At 69.8% G+C, this 15,138-nt stretch carries 12 protein-coding genes; 7 read left to right on the top strand and 5 right to left on the bottom strand.

Annotated features, from left to right (window positions below; all coding sequences use genetic code 11):
- Nucleotides 1-3 precede the first annotated feature (3 nt).
- Nucleotides 4-324: a type VII secretion target gene (locus ABZX11_RS30120; protein WP_354919160.1), complete on the bottom strand. Its 321-nt coding sequence runs from the start codon at nt 322-324 to the stop codon at nt 4-6.
- 29 nt (nt 325-353) lie between these two features.
- The gene (locus tag ABZX11_RS30115) at nt 354-890 is read right to left on the bottom strand and encodes a YbaB/EbfC family nucleoid-associated protein (protein WP_354919157.1); all 537 of its coding nucleotides are present in this window, start codon (nt 888-890) and stop codon (nt 354-356) included.
- Here ABZX11_RS30115 and ABZX11_RS30110 point away from each other — a divergent pair.
- From ABZX11_RS30110 to ABZX11_RS30100, 3 genes are all read left to right on the top strand, one after another.
- Nucleotides 871-1,419 carry a hypothetical protein gene (locus ABZX11_RS30110; RefSeq protein WP_354919154.1) on the top strand — a complete coding sequence of 183 codons (549 nt, stop codon included), beginning with the start codon at nt 871-873 and terminating at the stop codon, nt 1,417-1,419. The two genes, ABZX11_RS30115 and ABZX11_RS30110, sit on opposite strands and share 20 nt — an antisense overlap.
- A gap of 905 nt (nt 1,420-2,324) precedes the next feature.
- The gene (locus ABZX11_RS30105) at nt 2,325-3,086 is read left to right on the top strand and encodes a glycosyltransferase (RefSeq protein WP_354919151.1); all 762 of its coding nucleotides are present in this window, start codon (nt 2,325-2,327) and stop codon (nt 3,084-3,086) included.
- A gap of 110 nt (nt 3,087-3,196) precedes the next feature.
- Nucleotides 3,197-6,775, top strand: coding sequence for a P-loop NTPase fold protein (locus ABZX11_RS30100; protein WP_354919148.1), 3,579 nt, complete (start codon nt 3,197-3,199; stop codon nt 6,773-6,775).
- A 1,059-nt stretch (nt 6,776-7,834) separates the two neighbouring features.
- On the opposite strand, the gene ABZX11_RS30095 is transcribed toward ABZX11_RS30100, so the two are convergent.
- Nucleotides 7,835-8,584 carry an SDR family oxidoreductase gene (locus ABZX11_RS30095; RefSeq protein WP_354919351.1) on the bottom strand — a complete coding sequence of 250 codons (750 nt, stop codon included), beginning with the start codon at nt 8,582-8,584 and terminating at the stop codon, nt 7,835-7,837.
- Nucleotides 8,585-8,835: 251 nt separating this feature from the next.
- Between ABZX11_RS30095 and ABZX11_RS30090 the strand changes: the two genes are divergently transcribed.
- On the top strand, nt 8,836-9,387 hold the full coding sequence (locus tag ABZX11_RS30090; protein WP_354919145.1) for a CGNR zinc finger domain-containing protein: 552 nt from the start codon (nt 8,836-8,838) through the stop codon (nt 9,385-9,387).
- On the opposite strand, the gene ABZX11_RS30085 is transcribed toward ABZX11_RS30090, so the two are convergent.
- Entirely contained in the window at nt 9,384-9,998 is a 615-nt protein-coding gene (locus tag ABZX11_RS30085; RefSeq protein WP_354919142.1) for a TetR/AcrR family transcriptional regulator, read from the bottom strand. The genes ABZX11_RS30090 and ABZX11_RS30085 overlap by 4 nt on opposite strands.
- 88 nt (nt 9,999-10,086) lie before the next feature.
- On the opposite strand from ABZX11_RS30085, the gene ABZX11_RS30080 reads away from it, so the two are divergent.
- Both ABZX11_RS30080 and ABZX11_RS30075 read left to right on the top strand, forming a co-directional pair.
- Nucleotides 10,087-10,641: an ester cyclase gene (locus tag ABZX11_RS30080; RefSeq protein WP_354919139.1), complete on the top strand. Its 555-nt coding sequence runs from the start codon at nt 10,087-10,089 to the stop codon at nt 10,639-10,641.
- A 19-nt stretch (nt 10,642-10,660) separates the two neighbouring features.
- Entirely contained in the window at nt 10,661-13,402 is a 2,742-nt protein-coding gene (locus ABZX11_RS30075; protein WP_354919136.1) for an AAA family ATPase, read from the top strand.
- A 22-nt stretch (nt 13,403-13,424) separates the two neighbouring features.
- Here ABZX11_RS30075 and ABZX11_RS30070 read toward each other — a convergent pair whose 3' ends face one another.
- Nucleotides 13,425-13,925, bottom strand: a complete 501-nt coding sequence (locus ABZX11_RS30070) for a quercetin 2,3-dioxygenase (RefSeq protein WP_354919133.1) — start codon at nt 13,923-13,925, stop codon at nt 13,425-13,427.
- Nucleotides 13,926-14,117: 192 nt separating this feature from the next.
- On the opposite strand from ABZX11_RS30070, the gene ABZX11_RS30065 reads away from it, so the two are divergent.
- Nucleotides 14,118-15,138 (top strand): DJ-1/PfpI family protein (locus tag ABZX11_RS30065; RefSeq protein WP_354919130.1); only part of this gene is annotated, 1,021 nt, incomplete at its 3' end.

Raw genomic sequence — 15,138 nt, 5'->3', positions numbered from 1 at the left:
GCCTCAGGCGCCCTTCGGACCGGCCTGCTTGATCGCGGCGACGGACGCCTCGTCCTGCCGGCGGTACGCGTCCGCCGCGTCCTTGACTTTGTCGGCCGTGCCGTCGAGGGACGCCGACGCTTCCTGCAGCGCGCGCACGCCCATCTCCTCGAACGGGTCGAGCATCATCGCGAACGGCTGGCAGATGACGCCGTAGGCGCTGTTGTCCATGGTGACCTGCCGCGCGGCGTCCACCGCTGTCTTCATCCGTTCGGCGAGCCTGCGCACCTTGCTCTCGTGGGAGCCGAGTTCCTCGCCGAGGACCTTGAACCCTCCGTCGGGCATGTCCACCCCCTCGTCGTGTCGCCGGAACGCTAGTCGCGCCGGAGGAACGTCTGATCGCCGAAGTCGTCGTCGTCCGGCGACGCCGGACGACGCGGCGCGGCGGGTGACTTGGGTACCGGCGGCGTCCTCGGTGCGGCGGAGTCTTCGTCGTCCGTCTCGTACAGCCGGCGGCGCCGCTCCGGCGGCAGTTCCGGGTCTTCCTGCGGCGCGTCCGGGAAGTTCCGCTCGGCGGTCTCCGCGAGGTGCCGGGCCGTGTCGTCGTCGCCGACGGTCTCGGCGAGGATCTCGCGCATCTTCTCGGGGTACTGCGACTGGGCCTTCCGGATCGCCTTCATCACGTTCGCCGCGATCTCGTCCGGGCTCATCGAACGAACACCGTCGGTCATCCTGATCCCGGTCGGCAACCCGTTGCGCCCCACCGTGACACTCACCGCGCCCCCCGCCACCGTGCCGGTGAGCGAGATCTGCTCCACCTGCGCCTGCATCGCCTGATAGCGCTGCGACTTCGCCGCCGCGTCCCGCTCCCAGTCGTCGACCATCCGTTCGATGTCCGACAAGTCCGCCATCGCGCCCCCTTACCTGTTCACCCAGGTATCGACGGTGCCGACTCTTCCGCGGTTCCCGCACCAGTGCAAGTTCTGTGCGCTGTGCTTCGGCGTCACCCTTTCCCGAGAATCAAGCGAACCGACCAGCGGATTGCCTCGCTTCGGCCGTTCAATAGACCACGTACCGTGGTTTCGCCGCCATGATCCAGTTGCTGAACGAGCTGCCGTTCCTGCTGTTGATCGTCGTCTGGACGTCGGCGCCGACGCGCAGGCGGCCGAAGCCGGCTGCGTGTCACAGCCTGCCGAAGGTCGGCCACCGATCGTCGGGCGCGATCACGGCGCTGGAGGTGCTGACCGATGCCGCCGACGAGCGGCCGATTCCGTTCAATCCGGTGCGTCGGCGGGGCGCCGGGGTCGGCGGTCGCGGCGGGCAGTGGTGGAGCGGATCTGGCCCACGCCGGAGCAGGTGGTGCGGATCGCCGAGCAGGCTGGTGTGCTCGGTGGGCCGATCGCGTGGCTGGTCATCACGGCGGCGTGGGCCGGTTGTTGATGGGGTGTACTGAGTTGGTGGTCACCGCACCCAGCGCATGTGGCTGTGGCGCTCGACGTTCCTGCGGCGGATCCTCGGGGTTGCTCCAATTCCTCGCTGACGCCCCACGCAGTGCATCGGCGGGCGTCAGCCGCTTCCCGTAGGCGTCGGGCTGGGAGGTGACTCGAAGGTCCACCTGTTCGGGGACGCTAGTGGGGCACCTCTCGTGGCCCCATTTCGCCGCCATCGGGCCGGTGCTCCGGCCTTACCTCAGCTACCTACCGGTAGCTGAATTTCCTATTGGCAAACTAAAGATCTGTACAATGAAAAATCGCCCGACCTGGATCTTCGGATCCGGTGAGCGGTGTTTCGTCACTGTGGAGCTAAGGGGACTCGAACCCCTGACCCCTCACTGTCAGTGAGAGTCGATGATGGGCTTGACCTGCGGCGATGGAGAATCGCCTAGTGAGATAATGCGCTTGATCGCCGTCGCTTGCAACTATGTGTTGTTGAGTGCAGTTGCAGTAGGGGGATTGCCCAGCTGTGTCGCAGTTAAATTGGTGAGAGGACCGCCCGCGTTTGTTTCGAACAACCATGCGGTCGGCACATGACGGTGGGCGGAGCCAGCCGAGCGGGATCAAATCCAGCGGCGCCGTGTAGACGGAACCGGCACTGGCGAGCTATATCAGTGTTGCGGCCGGTTCTCGCGTTGAGCTGCCGAGCGCCGCTCGCCGAGGCGCACGCTCTGTGACAGAAGAGTGCGTTCACGCACCGTGATCTGGTGTGTAACGGCGACGGGGTCCGGCGCGACTACTCACGACACCGGCGCCGCGGAGGATCGGTTTTGGGTGTGGCGGGGAGGTATGCTCTGACCGAGTTTGCAAGAATCAGCACCTGCGCTGCCCTCGAACAGGCGGAGTACTACTGTGCAGACTCTGGACATCGTGGACCAGTCCCGGGATCGGCTTCCGGCGGTTTCCTGCCTAATGCTGACCAGCGACCGGCGACAGCTCGCCCGGCGTGCCATCGACCACTTCCTCGGCCAGGACTACAACAATTGCGAGTTGATCGTCGTCGATAGCGGCACAGACCCGATCGCCGACCTGATTCCGGCCGGTGATGTCGTCCGGTACCACCGGTTGGACGTCCGTAGGAGCATCGGCTGGACGAGGCAGTTCGCCTGCGAGGCGGCGTCTGGGGACGTCCTCGTGCAATGGGATGACGACGACTGGTACGGCAGCCACCGGCTACGACGACAGGTCGAACCGATTGCTCGTGGCGACGCCGAAGTGTCGGCGCTGCTCTGGGACTACCTGTACGACGTCCCGGCTCGCCGGTTCTGGCGGAGGTCGGCCAGGCTTCGGCTAAACTACCTCGACAGCGTTGTGTGCGGAACGCTCGCGTTTACCAGAGCCGCGTGGCAGCGGTCAGCCGGTTACCGGGATGTTTCCTTAGGCGAGGACGTCGGCATGCTCACCGAACTCGTCCGACAGGGCGCGCGATTGGCCAGAGTGAAAAGCGACGGGATCTTCGTCTGTGTCCGCCACTCTGGCAATACCTGGCACTTCGAGCCCGTTTCGGGATCCGGGGACGGTGAAGGCTGGTACGAGGCGCCGCCGCCACTGTTCCTGTCCGATGAGGAAATCCGGTTCTACAATTCCACGCAGTCTCTGCGTGACCGCTGGTGACGCCGGCCCAGGAAAGGAATGCGAACGTGGCACCAACCTGGACGGCCTATGTGGCCGTCAGCGTTGTTGGGCGCAGAGCGGGGTCCATGCCGGGAGTGTCGTGGCGGGCGGTGCTGCGTGCCTTCGACGAGGTGGGGCTGTCGTTACCCACGGCGCAGGACAATGACAGTGTTCAGGGCTTCATCGCGGTACCTGCGCCGGAGGATATCGGTGTGCTCGTCGGCCGGCTTCCCGAGGCACTGGCGCGGGCTTACCGCACGGGCACGCGCTCCAGGAGGTCCGGGGTCGTCGTCGCAATCCACATCGAGGACAACACCGACCAGCCGGACGCATTGATGGCGTGGCTGTCCGCCGCAGGCGAGCCACACACCACCGCGGGTGGGCTCACCGTGATCGTGTCGGCCGCGACGTTCCGGCTGGCGTGGGCACGCGACGAGTCGGCGTGGCTCTCCGTCGAGATTGGGAACGGAGCGGCTGCGGGGTGGCTGTCCGCGTCCGAATCCGTCCCGCCGTGGGAGGACCTGCGTGGCCTGCCATTCGGCGCTCCGCTCACCGGCCATCAGAGCCGGGTGTGGTGGGGCCGTTGGGGCGTCGCCGACGGCAGGCCGGTGCTGGCGACCGGCGGCGACGACGAACGGGTGCAGCTGTGGGATCCCCGCACCGGGGAGGCGATGATTCTCTCCGGGCACACGGATTCAGTTTCCTGGGGAAAGTGGGGAGAGATCGACGGTGAGCCTGTGCTGGCGACGGGTTCGCACGACTCCACAGTAATCCTCTGGAACCCGGTGACGGGCACAGCGATCGGCTCACCACTCACCGGCCACAACGGGCAGGTCTCGTGGGGCGCCTGGGCCGAGTTCGACGGTCGGTCCCTCCTCGCTACCGGGAGCAGCACCGGATCGGTGCGGTTGTGGGACTCTGGCACGCCATCCAGGCACTCACCGCTGCAGAGCCACAGTTCGGGTCTCCTGTGGGGAGCGTGGGGACGAGTCGACGGGCAGCCAGTACTCGCGACCGGCGGGGACTACCAGTTTGTGCGCCTCTGGTTCCGGGACGCCGGTTCCGACCCCGTGTCCGTGGACTTGGGCGCGGCCGTCCGGTGGGGCGCGTGGGGTCCGGAGCCGGATTCGCCGACGCTCGCTGTAGGTGACGAGAGCGGTGCCGTAACGTTGTGGCGGCCGGGCGGCGCAACGCTCAGGAGGGTGGCGGTCGAGGGGCCGTCATGGTGGGGTGCATGGACGACCGCCGCCGGGCTGCCGATACTCGCGACGGGTGGCGAGGACGGCAAGGTGGTGCTGATCGAGGGCGAGACGGGCGGTCTGTTCGCCACCCTGTCCGGGCACACCAGCGCCGTCCGGTGCGGGGCGTGGGCACGGATCGGCGGCCGGCTCGTGCTCGCCACCGGGGACGCCGGAGGAACCGTGCGGCTTTGGGACCCGTTTGCCCATGCGGAAATCGCGAAGCCGTTCACTCGGCAGACCCATGCCGTGCTGTGGATGGATTGGCAGTCGGTGGACGGGAAACCCGTGTTGGCGACGGGCGGGTCCGAGTCGACGGTACGGCTATGGGAGGTCGTGACCGACCGGCCAGTACCGAGGCTTCCGTCCTACCAGTCCGACGCGGCCCACACCGTCGACGAGCTTTTCCGCGATATCGATGCGACTGCGCTCGCCGAGCTGATCACCGCGCGCACGGCGCGGCCTCCGCTCGCGGTCGGTCTATTCGGCGACTGGGGTGCGGGTAAGAGCCACTTCCTATCGCTGCTGTGGCAGGAAGTGGATGCGACCGCGAGGTCGGGCAACTCGCTCGCGCATAGTGCGGTGCGCCAAATCCGGTTCAACGCGTGGCACTACGCCGAGACTGACTTGTGGGCAAGCCTCGTGGCTGAACTGTTCGCACAGCTGGCATCACCACCAGACGGTGACGTGCCCGCGGAACAACGCCGCCACTCGCGGCTCACCGCCGAGCTGGTGGCTGAGCACGGGGTGCGTGCACGGCATCAGGCGGCCCGTGCCCGGCACGAGGCGCTCCGGCAGCAGCTGGCCAAGGCTGAACGCGATGACCAGGGGTCGTGGGCCGGGTTGTCCGACGAGCAGCTTGCGGAGCTGCGGAATCTGGCGGGTGAACGGGCGGAGTCCGTGTATCGGGACGCGACCCGGACCATCGCTTTCGCACGGGACAACACCAAGAGGTGGCAGCGGTTCTTGCGTAGCCTCCGGCCGGTGACCTGGATGACGCTGGTAGGCGGGCTCGTGGCGACCGTGTCCGTGCTCTTCCTGTTACCGGTGGTGGCCGCCCTGCCCGCAGTGTCCACGGTGGTCGGTGTGCTGGTGGCGCTGCGTGCGACGGCGAAGGATAGGGCCGCGCCGGCGTGGAGCTTCGCTGCGCGCGCCGCCGAGGCGCAACGGGAACGGTTGCGCACCGCAGTCGACGTCGCGGCGGCCGAGGTCGCCAAACTGGCGCGGGAGGAGCAGAATCTGACCGCGGCGGGACAGCTGGCCGGACTGGTCACCGACCGGGTCAAGGACAGCGACTACCGCGGCAGGCTCGGGGTGATGACGCGTATCCGCGAGGACTTCCACCGGATGGCCGCCCTCCTGATGCAGTCTGCCGACGACGAGGAGGAGGCGGATCGCGACGAGGCAGGCGACACGCTGCCTCGCATCGATCGGATCATCATCTACATTGACGACCTCGACCGGTGCCCGCCGCGGCGCGTGGTGGAGACTCTGGAGGCGATCCATCTTCTGCTCGCCGTCGATCTGTTCGTGGTCGTCGTCGCGGTGGACCCGCGGTGGCTACTGCGGGCGATCGGGTCCCATTATCGGGGCCTTTTCGACGAGCCCGGTGCCGACCCCGATGACGAGGCGCTTCGGCAGTCCTCGCCTGCGCAGTATCTCGAGAAGATCTTCCAGGTCGTGTTGACACTGCCACCCATGGAGACTGTCGGCTACCAGCGGCTCCTGCGCACGCTTGTCGGGACGCGCGCTTCCCAGCCGTCAGCGGTCGGTCGCGAACAGGCTACCCGCGCCGTCACTGTGCCGCCGCGCGCCGAGGCTGCTGTCGATGATCGGGGTCTCCCAGCCGCCGGGGCGGCGATGCCTGCTGCGCGGCCCGTGGAACGCGTCGACCCCCTCACCCTGGAGCCCGAAGAGCTGACATTGCTGGACATCCTTGGCCCGCCGTTGCTCGTGGCAACGCCCCGCGCTGTAAAGCGGCTCACCAACAGCTACGGCCTGCTGACCGCCATCCGACGAGAACACCGGCACACCGACCTCGCGGAGACGACGGTCGACGGGGTAGTCTTCCGTCCTTACCGGGCGGGGCTTGTGCTGCTGGCTGCGCTCGTCGCATACCCGGCGCTCGGTCCTGCGTTCCTCGTACACCTGCACCACACCGCCGCCGAGCGGCCCGGTATGTCGTGGCCGGAGTTCCTCGACGCGCTGCGACCGGTCCAAACGACGGTGTGGGAGAACCCAGCGGAGCCGGTGATGAAGCACGCGCGGGCACAGCAGTGGCAGGCGATGCTCGACGGTCTGCGCACGGCCGGAGAGGAAGCGGCCCGGCGGAACCTGCCTCTAGCCGAGCCGATCGGCGCGTGGGCGGAATGGGTGGTCCCGGTCGGCAGGCTGTCGTTCCCCGCGGGCGAGATCGTCAGCGCACTGGATCGGCAACGCCCGTTGGGGTGAGGGCCTGCAGCCCTTTGTCCGATGACACCGCGCACTTCGGAGCGTGGTTCGCCCCTCACCGCCGGCACCTCGTCGCTGCACCCGTCCCGGCGCGTTAGTTCGGCCGGAATCGCTATCCGACGACTTGCTTTTTCGGAGAATTGCGGACGCACTTCCAGCGGCTACGATAGTTCGTACGGATCGGTTGTCCGGTCTGTGCTTCCTAGATGCTGGCCGGCGCCTGCACCTGCATCGTCGTTAGGAGCGGCCGCTGGTGATGTCTCCGTTGGGGAACTACATCTGTTGGGGACGACATTTCGTTGTTTGCAGGCTGGTGCGGTGGTTCTGGTCGCTGGATCTGGACCCGCGGACGATCGAGAGTTATCGGAGTCGGCTGCCGTGTCACATCCTGCCGAAGTTCGAGGCCTGTCATTGGTGATCACGGCGCTGGGCGTGACGGAGTGGGCCGGGAGCCATACGGCGGCCCCGCCGACGCCGTCGCCGTACGTGGCCGACGGTGGAAACGGGCGCCGGTTGTCCTCCGCTCGCCACGATGGGGTCCCTCGCCGGCCGGGGCCGGGAGCAGCTGTAACACCACGCCGACGCCGGAACGAGGCTGGGCAGTGCTCCAGTTTTGCCCCACCGGGAGCACAAGATCACGCCGCAAGCCGACCACCGAAGATCGAACCCAAAACGCAGAAAACCCCTCCGGCCAGCCAATAAGGCTGAAACGAAGGGGTTCCCTACGATGTGGAGCTAAGGGGACTCGAACCCCTGACCCCCTCACTGCCAGTGAGGGTCGATCATTGCCCTGACCTGCGGCGATAGAGGATCGCCTGGTGAAATGATGGGCTTGATCGCCATTGTTTGCAACGGTGTGTTGTTCAGTGCAGTTGTAACAGGGGGTTTGCCCCAGCTGTGCCCCAGTGAAATTAGTGAGAGGGCCGTAGCTGCGTCAGTCGCGCGGCCGGTTTCCCGCGTTGGGCTGCCGAGCGCCGCTTGTCGAGGCGCACGCTCTGCGACATGAGAGTGCGTTCGCTACGGCACGGTTCTGCCGGGCGGCGTGGAGCGCTCCGCCGGTCATGACTTGGCCACGACGCGCAGGGGTGCGTGGCGCATGAGGAAGCTCATCGGGATCCAGGGCCATGCCGGAACCGTGGCTTCCGGCTGCTCGGCTTCGATGGCTTTCATCATGGCGGTCACGCCTTTTTCCGTGGAGACCATCATCGGTGTCGGCTCGTCGCCCGTGGTGGTCAGCTCCGATTCGATGTAGCCCGGGAACAGGGTGGTCACCTTGATCGGGGTATCGAGCAGGGATGCGCGGATGCCCTCGGCGAGCATGGCGACGCCGGCTTTGCTGGCGCCGTACGCGGTGAGGTGGGGCAGTCCGCGCACCGCGCTGACGGAGGAAATCGCCACCAGGTGACCGGCACCTTGCTCGCGGAAGATCTCGACTGCGGCTTCGGTCTGAGCGAGGCAGCCGACGAGGTTCGTCCGCAGGATCCGCGCGTTGGCCTCGAACCCGCCGGTGCCGATCGGCTTCCCGTGACCGACGCCCGCGTTGGCGATGACGCGGTCGAGGCTGCCCAGCTCCCGCCGGAACTGGCGGAACACCTCGAAGACCTGGTCGTGGTGGTCGACGTCGAGGTGATGGACCGCGACCTTGATCGCCGGGTGGGCGCGGGAGAGTTCCTCCTGCAGGGCGAGGAGCCGCTCGGTCCGGCGGGCGCACAGCGCGAGGTTGCTGCCGAGCGCGGCGTGCTTGCGCGCCATCGCTTCTCCCAGACCGGAACTGGCGCCGGTGATGAGGACGTTCTTCCTGAAGGTCATCGCTGAAGCTCCGAGCTGTCTGCCGGCGTGCTGCGCGCCGGCCGGGTCATGATCGTCAAGCCTGTCGAACCGGGAGCGCGGCGCCCACCGCCGCAAGGGACGCGATAGGCACGTTTCCGGACATCAGCCGCTGGCCGAACAGCCGACCAGGTTGTGACTTCAGCTCGCTAGCCGACATCGAGTCGACTCATGAAAAGGCATGAGTTGGGCTCGTCGAGGAGACGGTCCGAGTTTCGCGCTACGCTGTCAGCATGGTCGAGAGTGAAGCCGGCGAGGCGGTGCTGCGGTTCGTGAACACGCATGCCGACGGTGGTGGGCGTCCGGAGCTGTTCGGGACCGCGGCGGGCTTCGCGGACTGGGCCGCTGGGTACGAGCTGCTGCCGCCGGAGGTCGTGGTCACCGAGTCCGACGCCGTCGCGGCTCGGGAGTTGCGGGACGCGCTGGTCACGGTCCTGCTTGCGCACGCGGGCGATCCGGCGCCCGGCCTGCCGGAGGCGGAAAAGTACCTGGAGCAGGCCGGTGCGCGTTACCCGCTGATCGCCGTGATCGGCCACGAGGGGGCGCGGCTGCGGCCGGCGGCCGGCGGGGTGCCGGGCGTGCTGGCCGGGGTGCTGGGCGCGGTCGCCGAGGCGGCCCAGGGTGACGTCTGGGGACGGCTCAAGGCCTGCTGCAACCCGCCGTGCCACTTCGGGTTCTTCGACCGCACGCGCAACCGGTCCGGCCGCTTCTGCAGCCCCGGGTGCAGCTCGCAGGTCTCGATGCGCGCCATGCGCAAGCGCCGCAAGGACGCCGAGACGGCTTAGGCGCGCGCCAGGAGGGCGTGTTCCGCCTGCGCGACGAGCCAGGCCGCCGCTCGGTCCCACGTCCAGCCGCGGCCGAGCAGGTCGCGCCACGGGCGGAAGCCGAAATAGAACCACAGAACGTTGGACGCCGTGGCCGAATCGAGATCGGCCCGCAGGTCCCCGAGTGACGCGATCTTCGCCGCCGCTTCCGCGAGCCGGCTGGCATAACGCGCCTCCGCGTCGGCGACGGCGTCGGCGATCTGCGGATCGTTGGCCGCGTTGTCGTACAGCGTGCCCAGCACCCAGCTGCTGTTCTTGAACACTGCCGACGTCCCGCTCGCCAGCGCCTCGATCACCGCGTGCCCGGAGCGGGCCGCGCGGACCTCCGCCATCGCCCGCTCGATCTCCTCGTCGGCGGAGGCCTCCTTGACCAGCTCGATCAGCAGCTGCGGTTTGCCGCCGACGCTCGTGTAGACGGTGTTGACCGCCACCTCGGCCCGCGCCGCGATCTCCGCGAGCGTCGCCGCGACGAACCCCCGCTCTTCGAACAGGGCCAGCGCGGCCGCCAAGACGGCCCGGCGGGTCTCGGCCGCGGCCGACGTCCGCCGCGCGGAGCTGTAGGGGCGCTTCACGCCGGTCACCCTACTTCACCGGAACAGGTCACATTGACTGGAATACATTCACATCATTGGATGGTGTCACTAATCCCGAGGAGGCACCATGCTCACCACCCCGTTGCAGTCCGCGCTCGACGTCTTCCGCGTCCTCGAGACCGGGGATCCCGATCTCGCACGGGCCGCGGCCGCACCCACGTTCGTCAACCGCGAAGCCGCGGTCGCGCCACCGGCGTGTTCGGTGCCCGGTCCCCGTGGCCTGCTTGCGTCGGGTGCCTGGATGCGCGCCGCGTTCGACGACCTGCGGTTCCCCGTCCTCGATGCCGGGTTCGACGACGGCACCGCGTGGATCCGGCTCCGGATGCAGGGGGTGCAGAACCGCCCGTTCGTGCAGTTCCACGACGGCCGGCCCGCGCGCGTGCTCCCGGCCACCGGGCGGCCGATCGACTTCGAGCAGGTGCACCTGCTGAAGGTCGGCGACGACGGCGTCACCAGCCACGAAGCCGTCCGCGACGACCTCACCATGCTCGGCCAGCTCGGGGCGTTCCCGCCGAGCCCGGCTATGCTCCTCGCGATCGTGAAAGGCAAGCTGACCGGCGCTTCGCGGCGCGCGGCCGCTTCGGCGGCGCAGGCCGCGGAAGAAGCGAGCCGCCTCGGCTGACCCGGTGAAGGTGGCACCCATGCGGGAACTCCGGCGCTGCCCGGTGTTCATCGGCCGCGCCGCCGAGTTGGACCGGCTGACCGGCGGCGTCCGCGCCGCCCACGCCGGACGGGGGAGCACCCGGCTGCTGTTCGGACCGGCCGGGATCGGCAAGTCGCGGCTGGTGCGCGAAGCGGCGGACCGGGCCCGCGAAGACGGCGTCCGCGTGCTGGTGGGCCGGGCGCTGGAACTCGAGGCGCACCGTGCGTTCCGTCCGCTGCAGGAGGCGCTGCTCGGCGGGCTGCGTGGGGCGCCCGACCCGGATTCGCCCCAGCTGACCGGGTTCAAGCCCGCGCTCGGGAAGATCGTCCCGCAGTGGGCGCACCTCGCCGCCGCCGATTACCCGCCCGCCGTCACCGGCGAAGGCGTACTGCGCCTGCTCTCGGTGCTCGCCGGCGACATCGGCGTACTGGTGGTCCTCGAGGACCTGCACTGGGCGGACTCCGACACCCTTTCGGTCGTGCAGTACCTGGCCGACAACATCGCCGGCGAGCGCATCGCGGTCATCGCGACCGCCCGCGACGACGAGGGCGTTTCCGGGCTTTCGCGGGCGTTGGTGGCCCGGGGCTCGGCCGAGGAGCTGACCCTCGGACCCTTGTCCGCCAACGAAGTCGACGAGATGGTCGCGGCCTGCCTCGGTCATCCGGCCGACGTCGCCCGGGCGGCCGGCGTGCCCCTGTTCGTCGAAGCACTGGCCTTCGCCGACGGCGAGACCACGATGCCGAAGACCGTCAGCGACGTCCTGCTCGCCCGCCTGCGCGAACTGGCGACCGGCGACCGGGCGGTGCTCGACGCCGCGGCGGTGCTGGGTACCACCTTCGACTGGCGGGTCGTGGCCGAAGCCGTCAAGGCCGATGTCGCACCGGCCCTGCGGGCGGCGGCGGACGCCGGCGTGCTGGTCGCCCGCGACGAGCACCGGTTCGAATTCGGGCACTCGCTGATCCGGGAAGCCGTGCTCGGGGCGCTCGCGCCCGCCGGACGGTCGGCGTGGGCCCGGAAGCTGATCGCCGCGATCGACGCGCTGCACCCGGATTTCCCCGACCAGTGGTGTGACGTGGTGGCGGAACTGGCGCTGCAGAGCGAAAACCCCGAGCAGGCCGCGCGGTCGTTCCTGCGCGCGGGGGAACGGAACCTCGCCGCCGGCGCACTGCTGTCCGCGGCGAGCGTGCTGGAGCGCGCTGCCCGCCTGCCCGGGCCGTCCGGCGACGTCCACCGCCTGTTCGCGCAGGTGTATCGGCAGTCCGGGCAGCTCGACCGGGCCCTCGAAGCGGCCCGCCGCTCGCTCGAGGAGTTCCGGCAAGCCGGTGGCGAGCCGGCCCGTGCGCACCTGCGGCTCGCCCGGATCCTCACCGCCGCCGGACAATGGCGGGAAGCGGGCGAACAGTTGCAGGTGGTGCGCCGGCTGGCGCCGGACGACACCGCGATGCGGCCGTGGATCGCGATCGCCGAGGCGGAGATCGCCTTCGGTGACGCGCGGTTCGAGGAGGCCGCGGCCCTCGCACGAGCCGCGCTGGGCGACACCCGCGACGACCCGGCCGAGGTGGACACCGCCTACGACGCACTGATCCTGCTCGGGCGGATCGCCCGCCGCACGTCGCTGAGCGCGGCGGAGAGCGCTTTCGTGCAGGCGCGGATCATCGCCGAAGCCGCCGGCCGCCCGCTCGCGAGCCTGCGCGCGTCCACCGAGCTGGCGATCGGCGACGTCCAGGAAACCCTGCGCATCGAACGGCTGCGGCAAGCCCGGGCCCGCGCGGTCGAGCTGGGTGATCTGGGCCTCACCGCCGTGCTGGACCTGCAGCTCGCTGCGACGCTGATCGGCCGGTGGGACGCCGTGGATGCGCTGGAAGCGGCGACACGGTGCGCGGCCGCGTCCCGGCGGCTGCACCTGCCCACCCTGCCGAAGGCGCTGATCCTGACCGCGGTCGCCGCCGACCAGCTCGGGCGCACCGATCAGGCCGATGACGCGCGGGAAGAGGCGCTGCGGCTGCGGCCCGGCGACCCGCAGATCGCGAGCGAGGCCCTCGGCGCCCGCGCCTACCGGCTGCTCGCCGCGGTCGAGGACGAACCGGCGCTGTCGCTGCTCGATGAGGCGATGGAAACGGCGGCGACCCGGCCCGGCGAGGTGACCGGTTCCCCGTTCGTCGGATTCCACGCCCTGGCCACGATCGTCGCGGACCGGACGGGCACTTCGTTGTCCACAGTGGACAATCTGGACGTCAACCGCTACAACCGCGGCATGCGCGCCTTCGCCGAAGCCGTGGCCCTGGGCCGCACCGGTTCGCCCGGGGCCGCCCGCGAGCGGTTCGACGCGGCAGACAAGTCCCTGCGCGAGCCGATCGACGCGGCGTGGCACCGGCTGATCGGCCGGCGGCTGGTCTACCGGGCGGCCGTCGAGGACGGCTGGGGTACTCCGGCGCGGTGGGCGGCCGAGGACCTCGGCCTCGCGCGGGGCCGGGCCGGCGCGGCGTGGATCGCCTCACTGGAACGTACCGCCGGCGCGCCGGAGAGCCGGCTCGACCCGATCGTCGCTTCGTGGTCGGTCACGCCGCGGGAGCGCGACGTGCTGGAACTGGTGGCACGGGGCCACAGCAACAAGCAGATCGCCGAAGAGTTGTTCCTGTCCCCGCGGACCGTCGAGAAGCACGTGGAAAAGCTGCTGGCCAAGGCGGGGGTGTCCCGCCGGGTGGAGCTGGTGAAGGCGGTGCTCGAGGCGGATCGCTGACCCGCCCCGAGCACGTCCGGCGTCAGGTCCGCGGAGCGGGCGGCGGCCCGACCATCTCGACGCCGTACTCGGCCATGGCCGCGGCCAGCCGCGGGACGTCGGGCTCGCCTTCGGGCGGCGGCGGGATCGTCAGCGAGGCGGCGGGCTCGCCGGTGTCGAAGAAGAACTGGTCGAACTTCCCGCCGGTGGAGAAGGCGAGGAACTTGGCCGTCTCCGATTCGACGCAGAAGGCGTGGACGATGTCGCGCGGCGCCCACAGGAAGCTGCCGGGCGTCGCGAGCGTGACGTCGTCGCCGACGTAGATCGACACCGAGCCGTCGAGGACGTAGAAACCCTCGTCCTCCAGGGAGTGGCGGTGGAACGGGCTCGCGTAACCGCGGGCGCCGTAGGCCTCCTGGAGCCAGAACTGCTCGCCGGTGTCGGCGCTGGTCGCCTTGTACGTCACCAGCGCGCCCAGGTGCCACAGCGCCTGCCCGCCGTCCTTCGGCAGGTGGAACGGCGCGGTGGACGTCTTCTCCGTCACGGGATCTCCTTCGTTCGTGAACTGCGGACGACTCTGGCCGCGCGAGGGCGCCGCGCACATCGGGACTTCCACGTAACCGGCGGTACGCGGCCACGTAGTCCGCGTGCGCCGGCACGTATTTCCGTTGCCCACCAGGAGATGCACGCCACGACAGCACGACCGGTGCCGTCCGGCGGCCCTACCGTCCGGCGCATGCGGACGGTCGTCTTCGTGCTCAACGACAACGTGGCGCTGCCGGACGTGGCGGGGCCGCTGGAGGTCTTCGCGCGCGCCGGCGACTTCGGTGCGGGCTACCGGGCCGTGCTCGTCTCACCCACCGGAGCGCCGGTCACGACGACGTCGTTCACGCGGCTGGGCGTCGACACCACGGTGGCGGCCGCGCCGGCCTCGATCGACACCCTGGTGGTGCCCGGCGGCAGCCCGCCGCGCCCGGCCGGGAACGCCCTGCCCGAGCTGGTCGCCCGCGCCCGCCGGACCGCCGCGCTCGGCACGGGCGTGCTCGCGCTGGCCGAGGTCGGTGTGCTGGACGGCCGCCGGGTCACGACGCATTGGGCGCACCGCGCCGAGCTGGTGAAGCGCCACCCGGCGCTGCGGGTCGAACGGGATGCGCTCTTCGTGCGGGACGGCCCGTTCGTCACCGGTGCCGGCGCGACCGCCGGTGTCGACTTGGCGCTGGCGCTGGTCGAGGAGGACCACGGCCGCGAGTTCGCCGCCCGCGTCGCGCGGTTGATGGTCGTGTTCCTGTGCCGTCCGGGGGAGCAGCCGCAGTTCAGCGTGTGGGCGCGGGCCGCCGCGGTCACCTCGAGCGGGGTCCGCGCCGTCGTGGACACAGTGGCCCTCGATCCTGCGGGGGACCATTCGAACGCCGCCTTGGCGGTGCGGGCGGCCGTGAGTGAGCGGCACTTGGTGCGGATGTTCCGTGACGAGCTGGGGATCACGCCGGCGGTGTTCGTGGAGCTGACTCGGCTCGAAGCGGCGAAAGTGCTGTTGCTGACCACCGACGCCAGCCAGGAGACGGTCGCGCGCCGCGTCGGGTTCGGTTCGCCCGAGACGATGCGGCGGACGTTCCACCGGCAGCTCGCGGTGTCCCCTGGCGTGTTCCGCAGCCGGTCGCGGCCGGGCGGCCCCGGGGGGGGGGGCGCCGCGCCGGCCCCCCCCCCCACCGCGGAGGGTCACCTAGTCCTTGGTGACCTGGATCTTCACGTGTCTGTCG

The sequence above is a fragment of the Amycolatopsis sp. NPDC004169 genome (assembly GCF_040610315.1).
Taxonomy (GTDB): domain Bacteria; phylum Actinomycetota; class Actinomycetes; order Mycobacteriales; family Pseudonocardiaceae; genus Amycolatopsis.
This window is presented reverse-complemented; position numbering and strand designations above follow the sequence as displayed.

Excerpts from the sequence above, each read along its gene's own strand:
- ABZX11_RS30120 (WP_354919160.1), bottom strand. The coding sequence starts at position 324 with ATGCCCGACGGAGGGTTCAAGGTCCTCGGCGAGGAACTCGGCTCCCAC.
- ABZX11_RS30110 (WP_354919154.1), top strand. The coding sequence starts at position 871 with ATGTCCGACAAGTCCGCCATCGCGCCCCCTTACCTGTTCACCCAGGTA.
- ABZX11_RS30115 (WP_354919157.1), bottom strand. The coding sequence starts at position 890 with ATGGCGGACTTGTCGGACATCGAACGGATGGTCGACGACTGGGAGCGG.
- ABZX11_RS30095 (WP_354919351.1), bottom strand. The coding sequence starts at position 8,584 with ATGACCTTCAGGAAGAACGTCCTCATCACCGGCGCCAGTTCCGGTCTG.
- ABZX11_RS30090 (WP_354919145.1), top strand. The coding sequence starts at position 8,836 with ATGGTCGAGAGTGAAGCCGGCGAGGCGGTGCTGCGGTTCGTGAACACG.
- ABZX11_RS30080 (WP_354919139.1), top strand. The coding sequence starts at position 10,087 with ATGCTCACCACCCCGTTGCAGTCCGCGCTCGACGTCTTCCGCGTCCTC.
- ABZX11_RS30075 (WP_354919136.1), top strand. The coding sequence starts at position 10,661 with ATGCGGGAACTCCGGCGCTGCCCGGTGTTCATCGGCCGCGCCGCCGAG.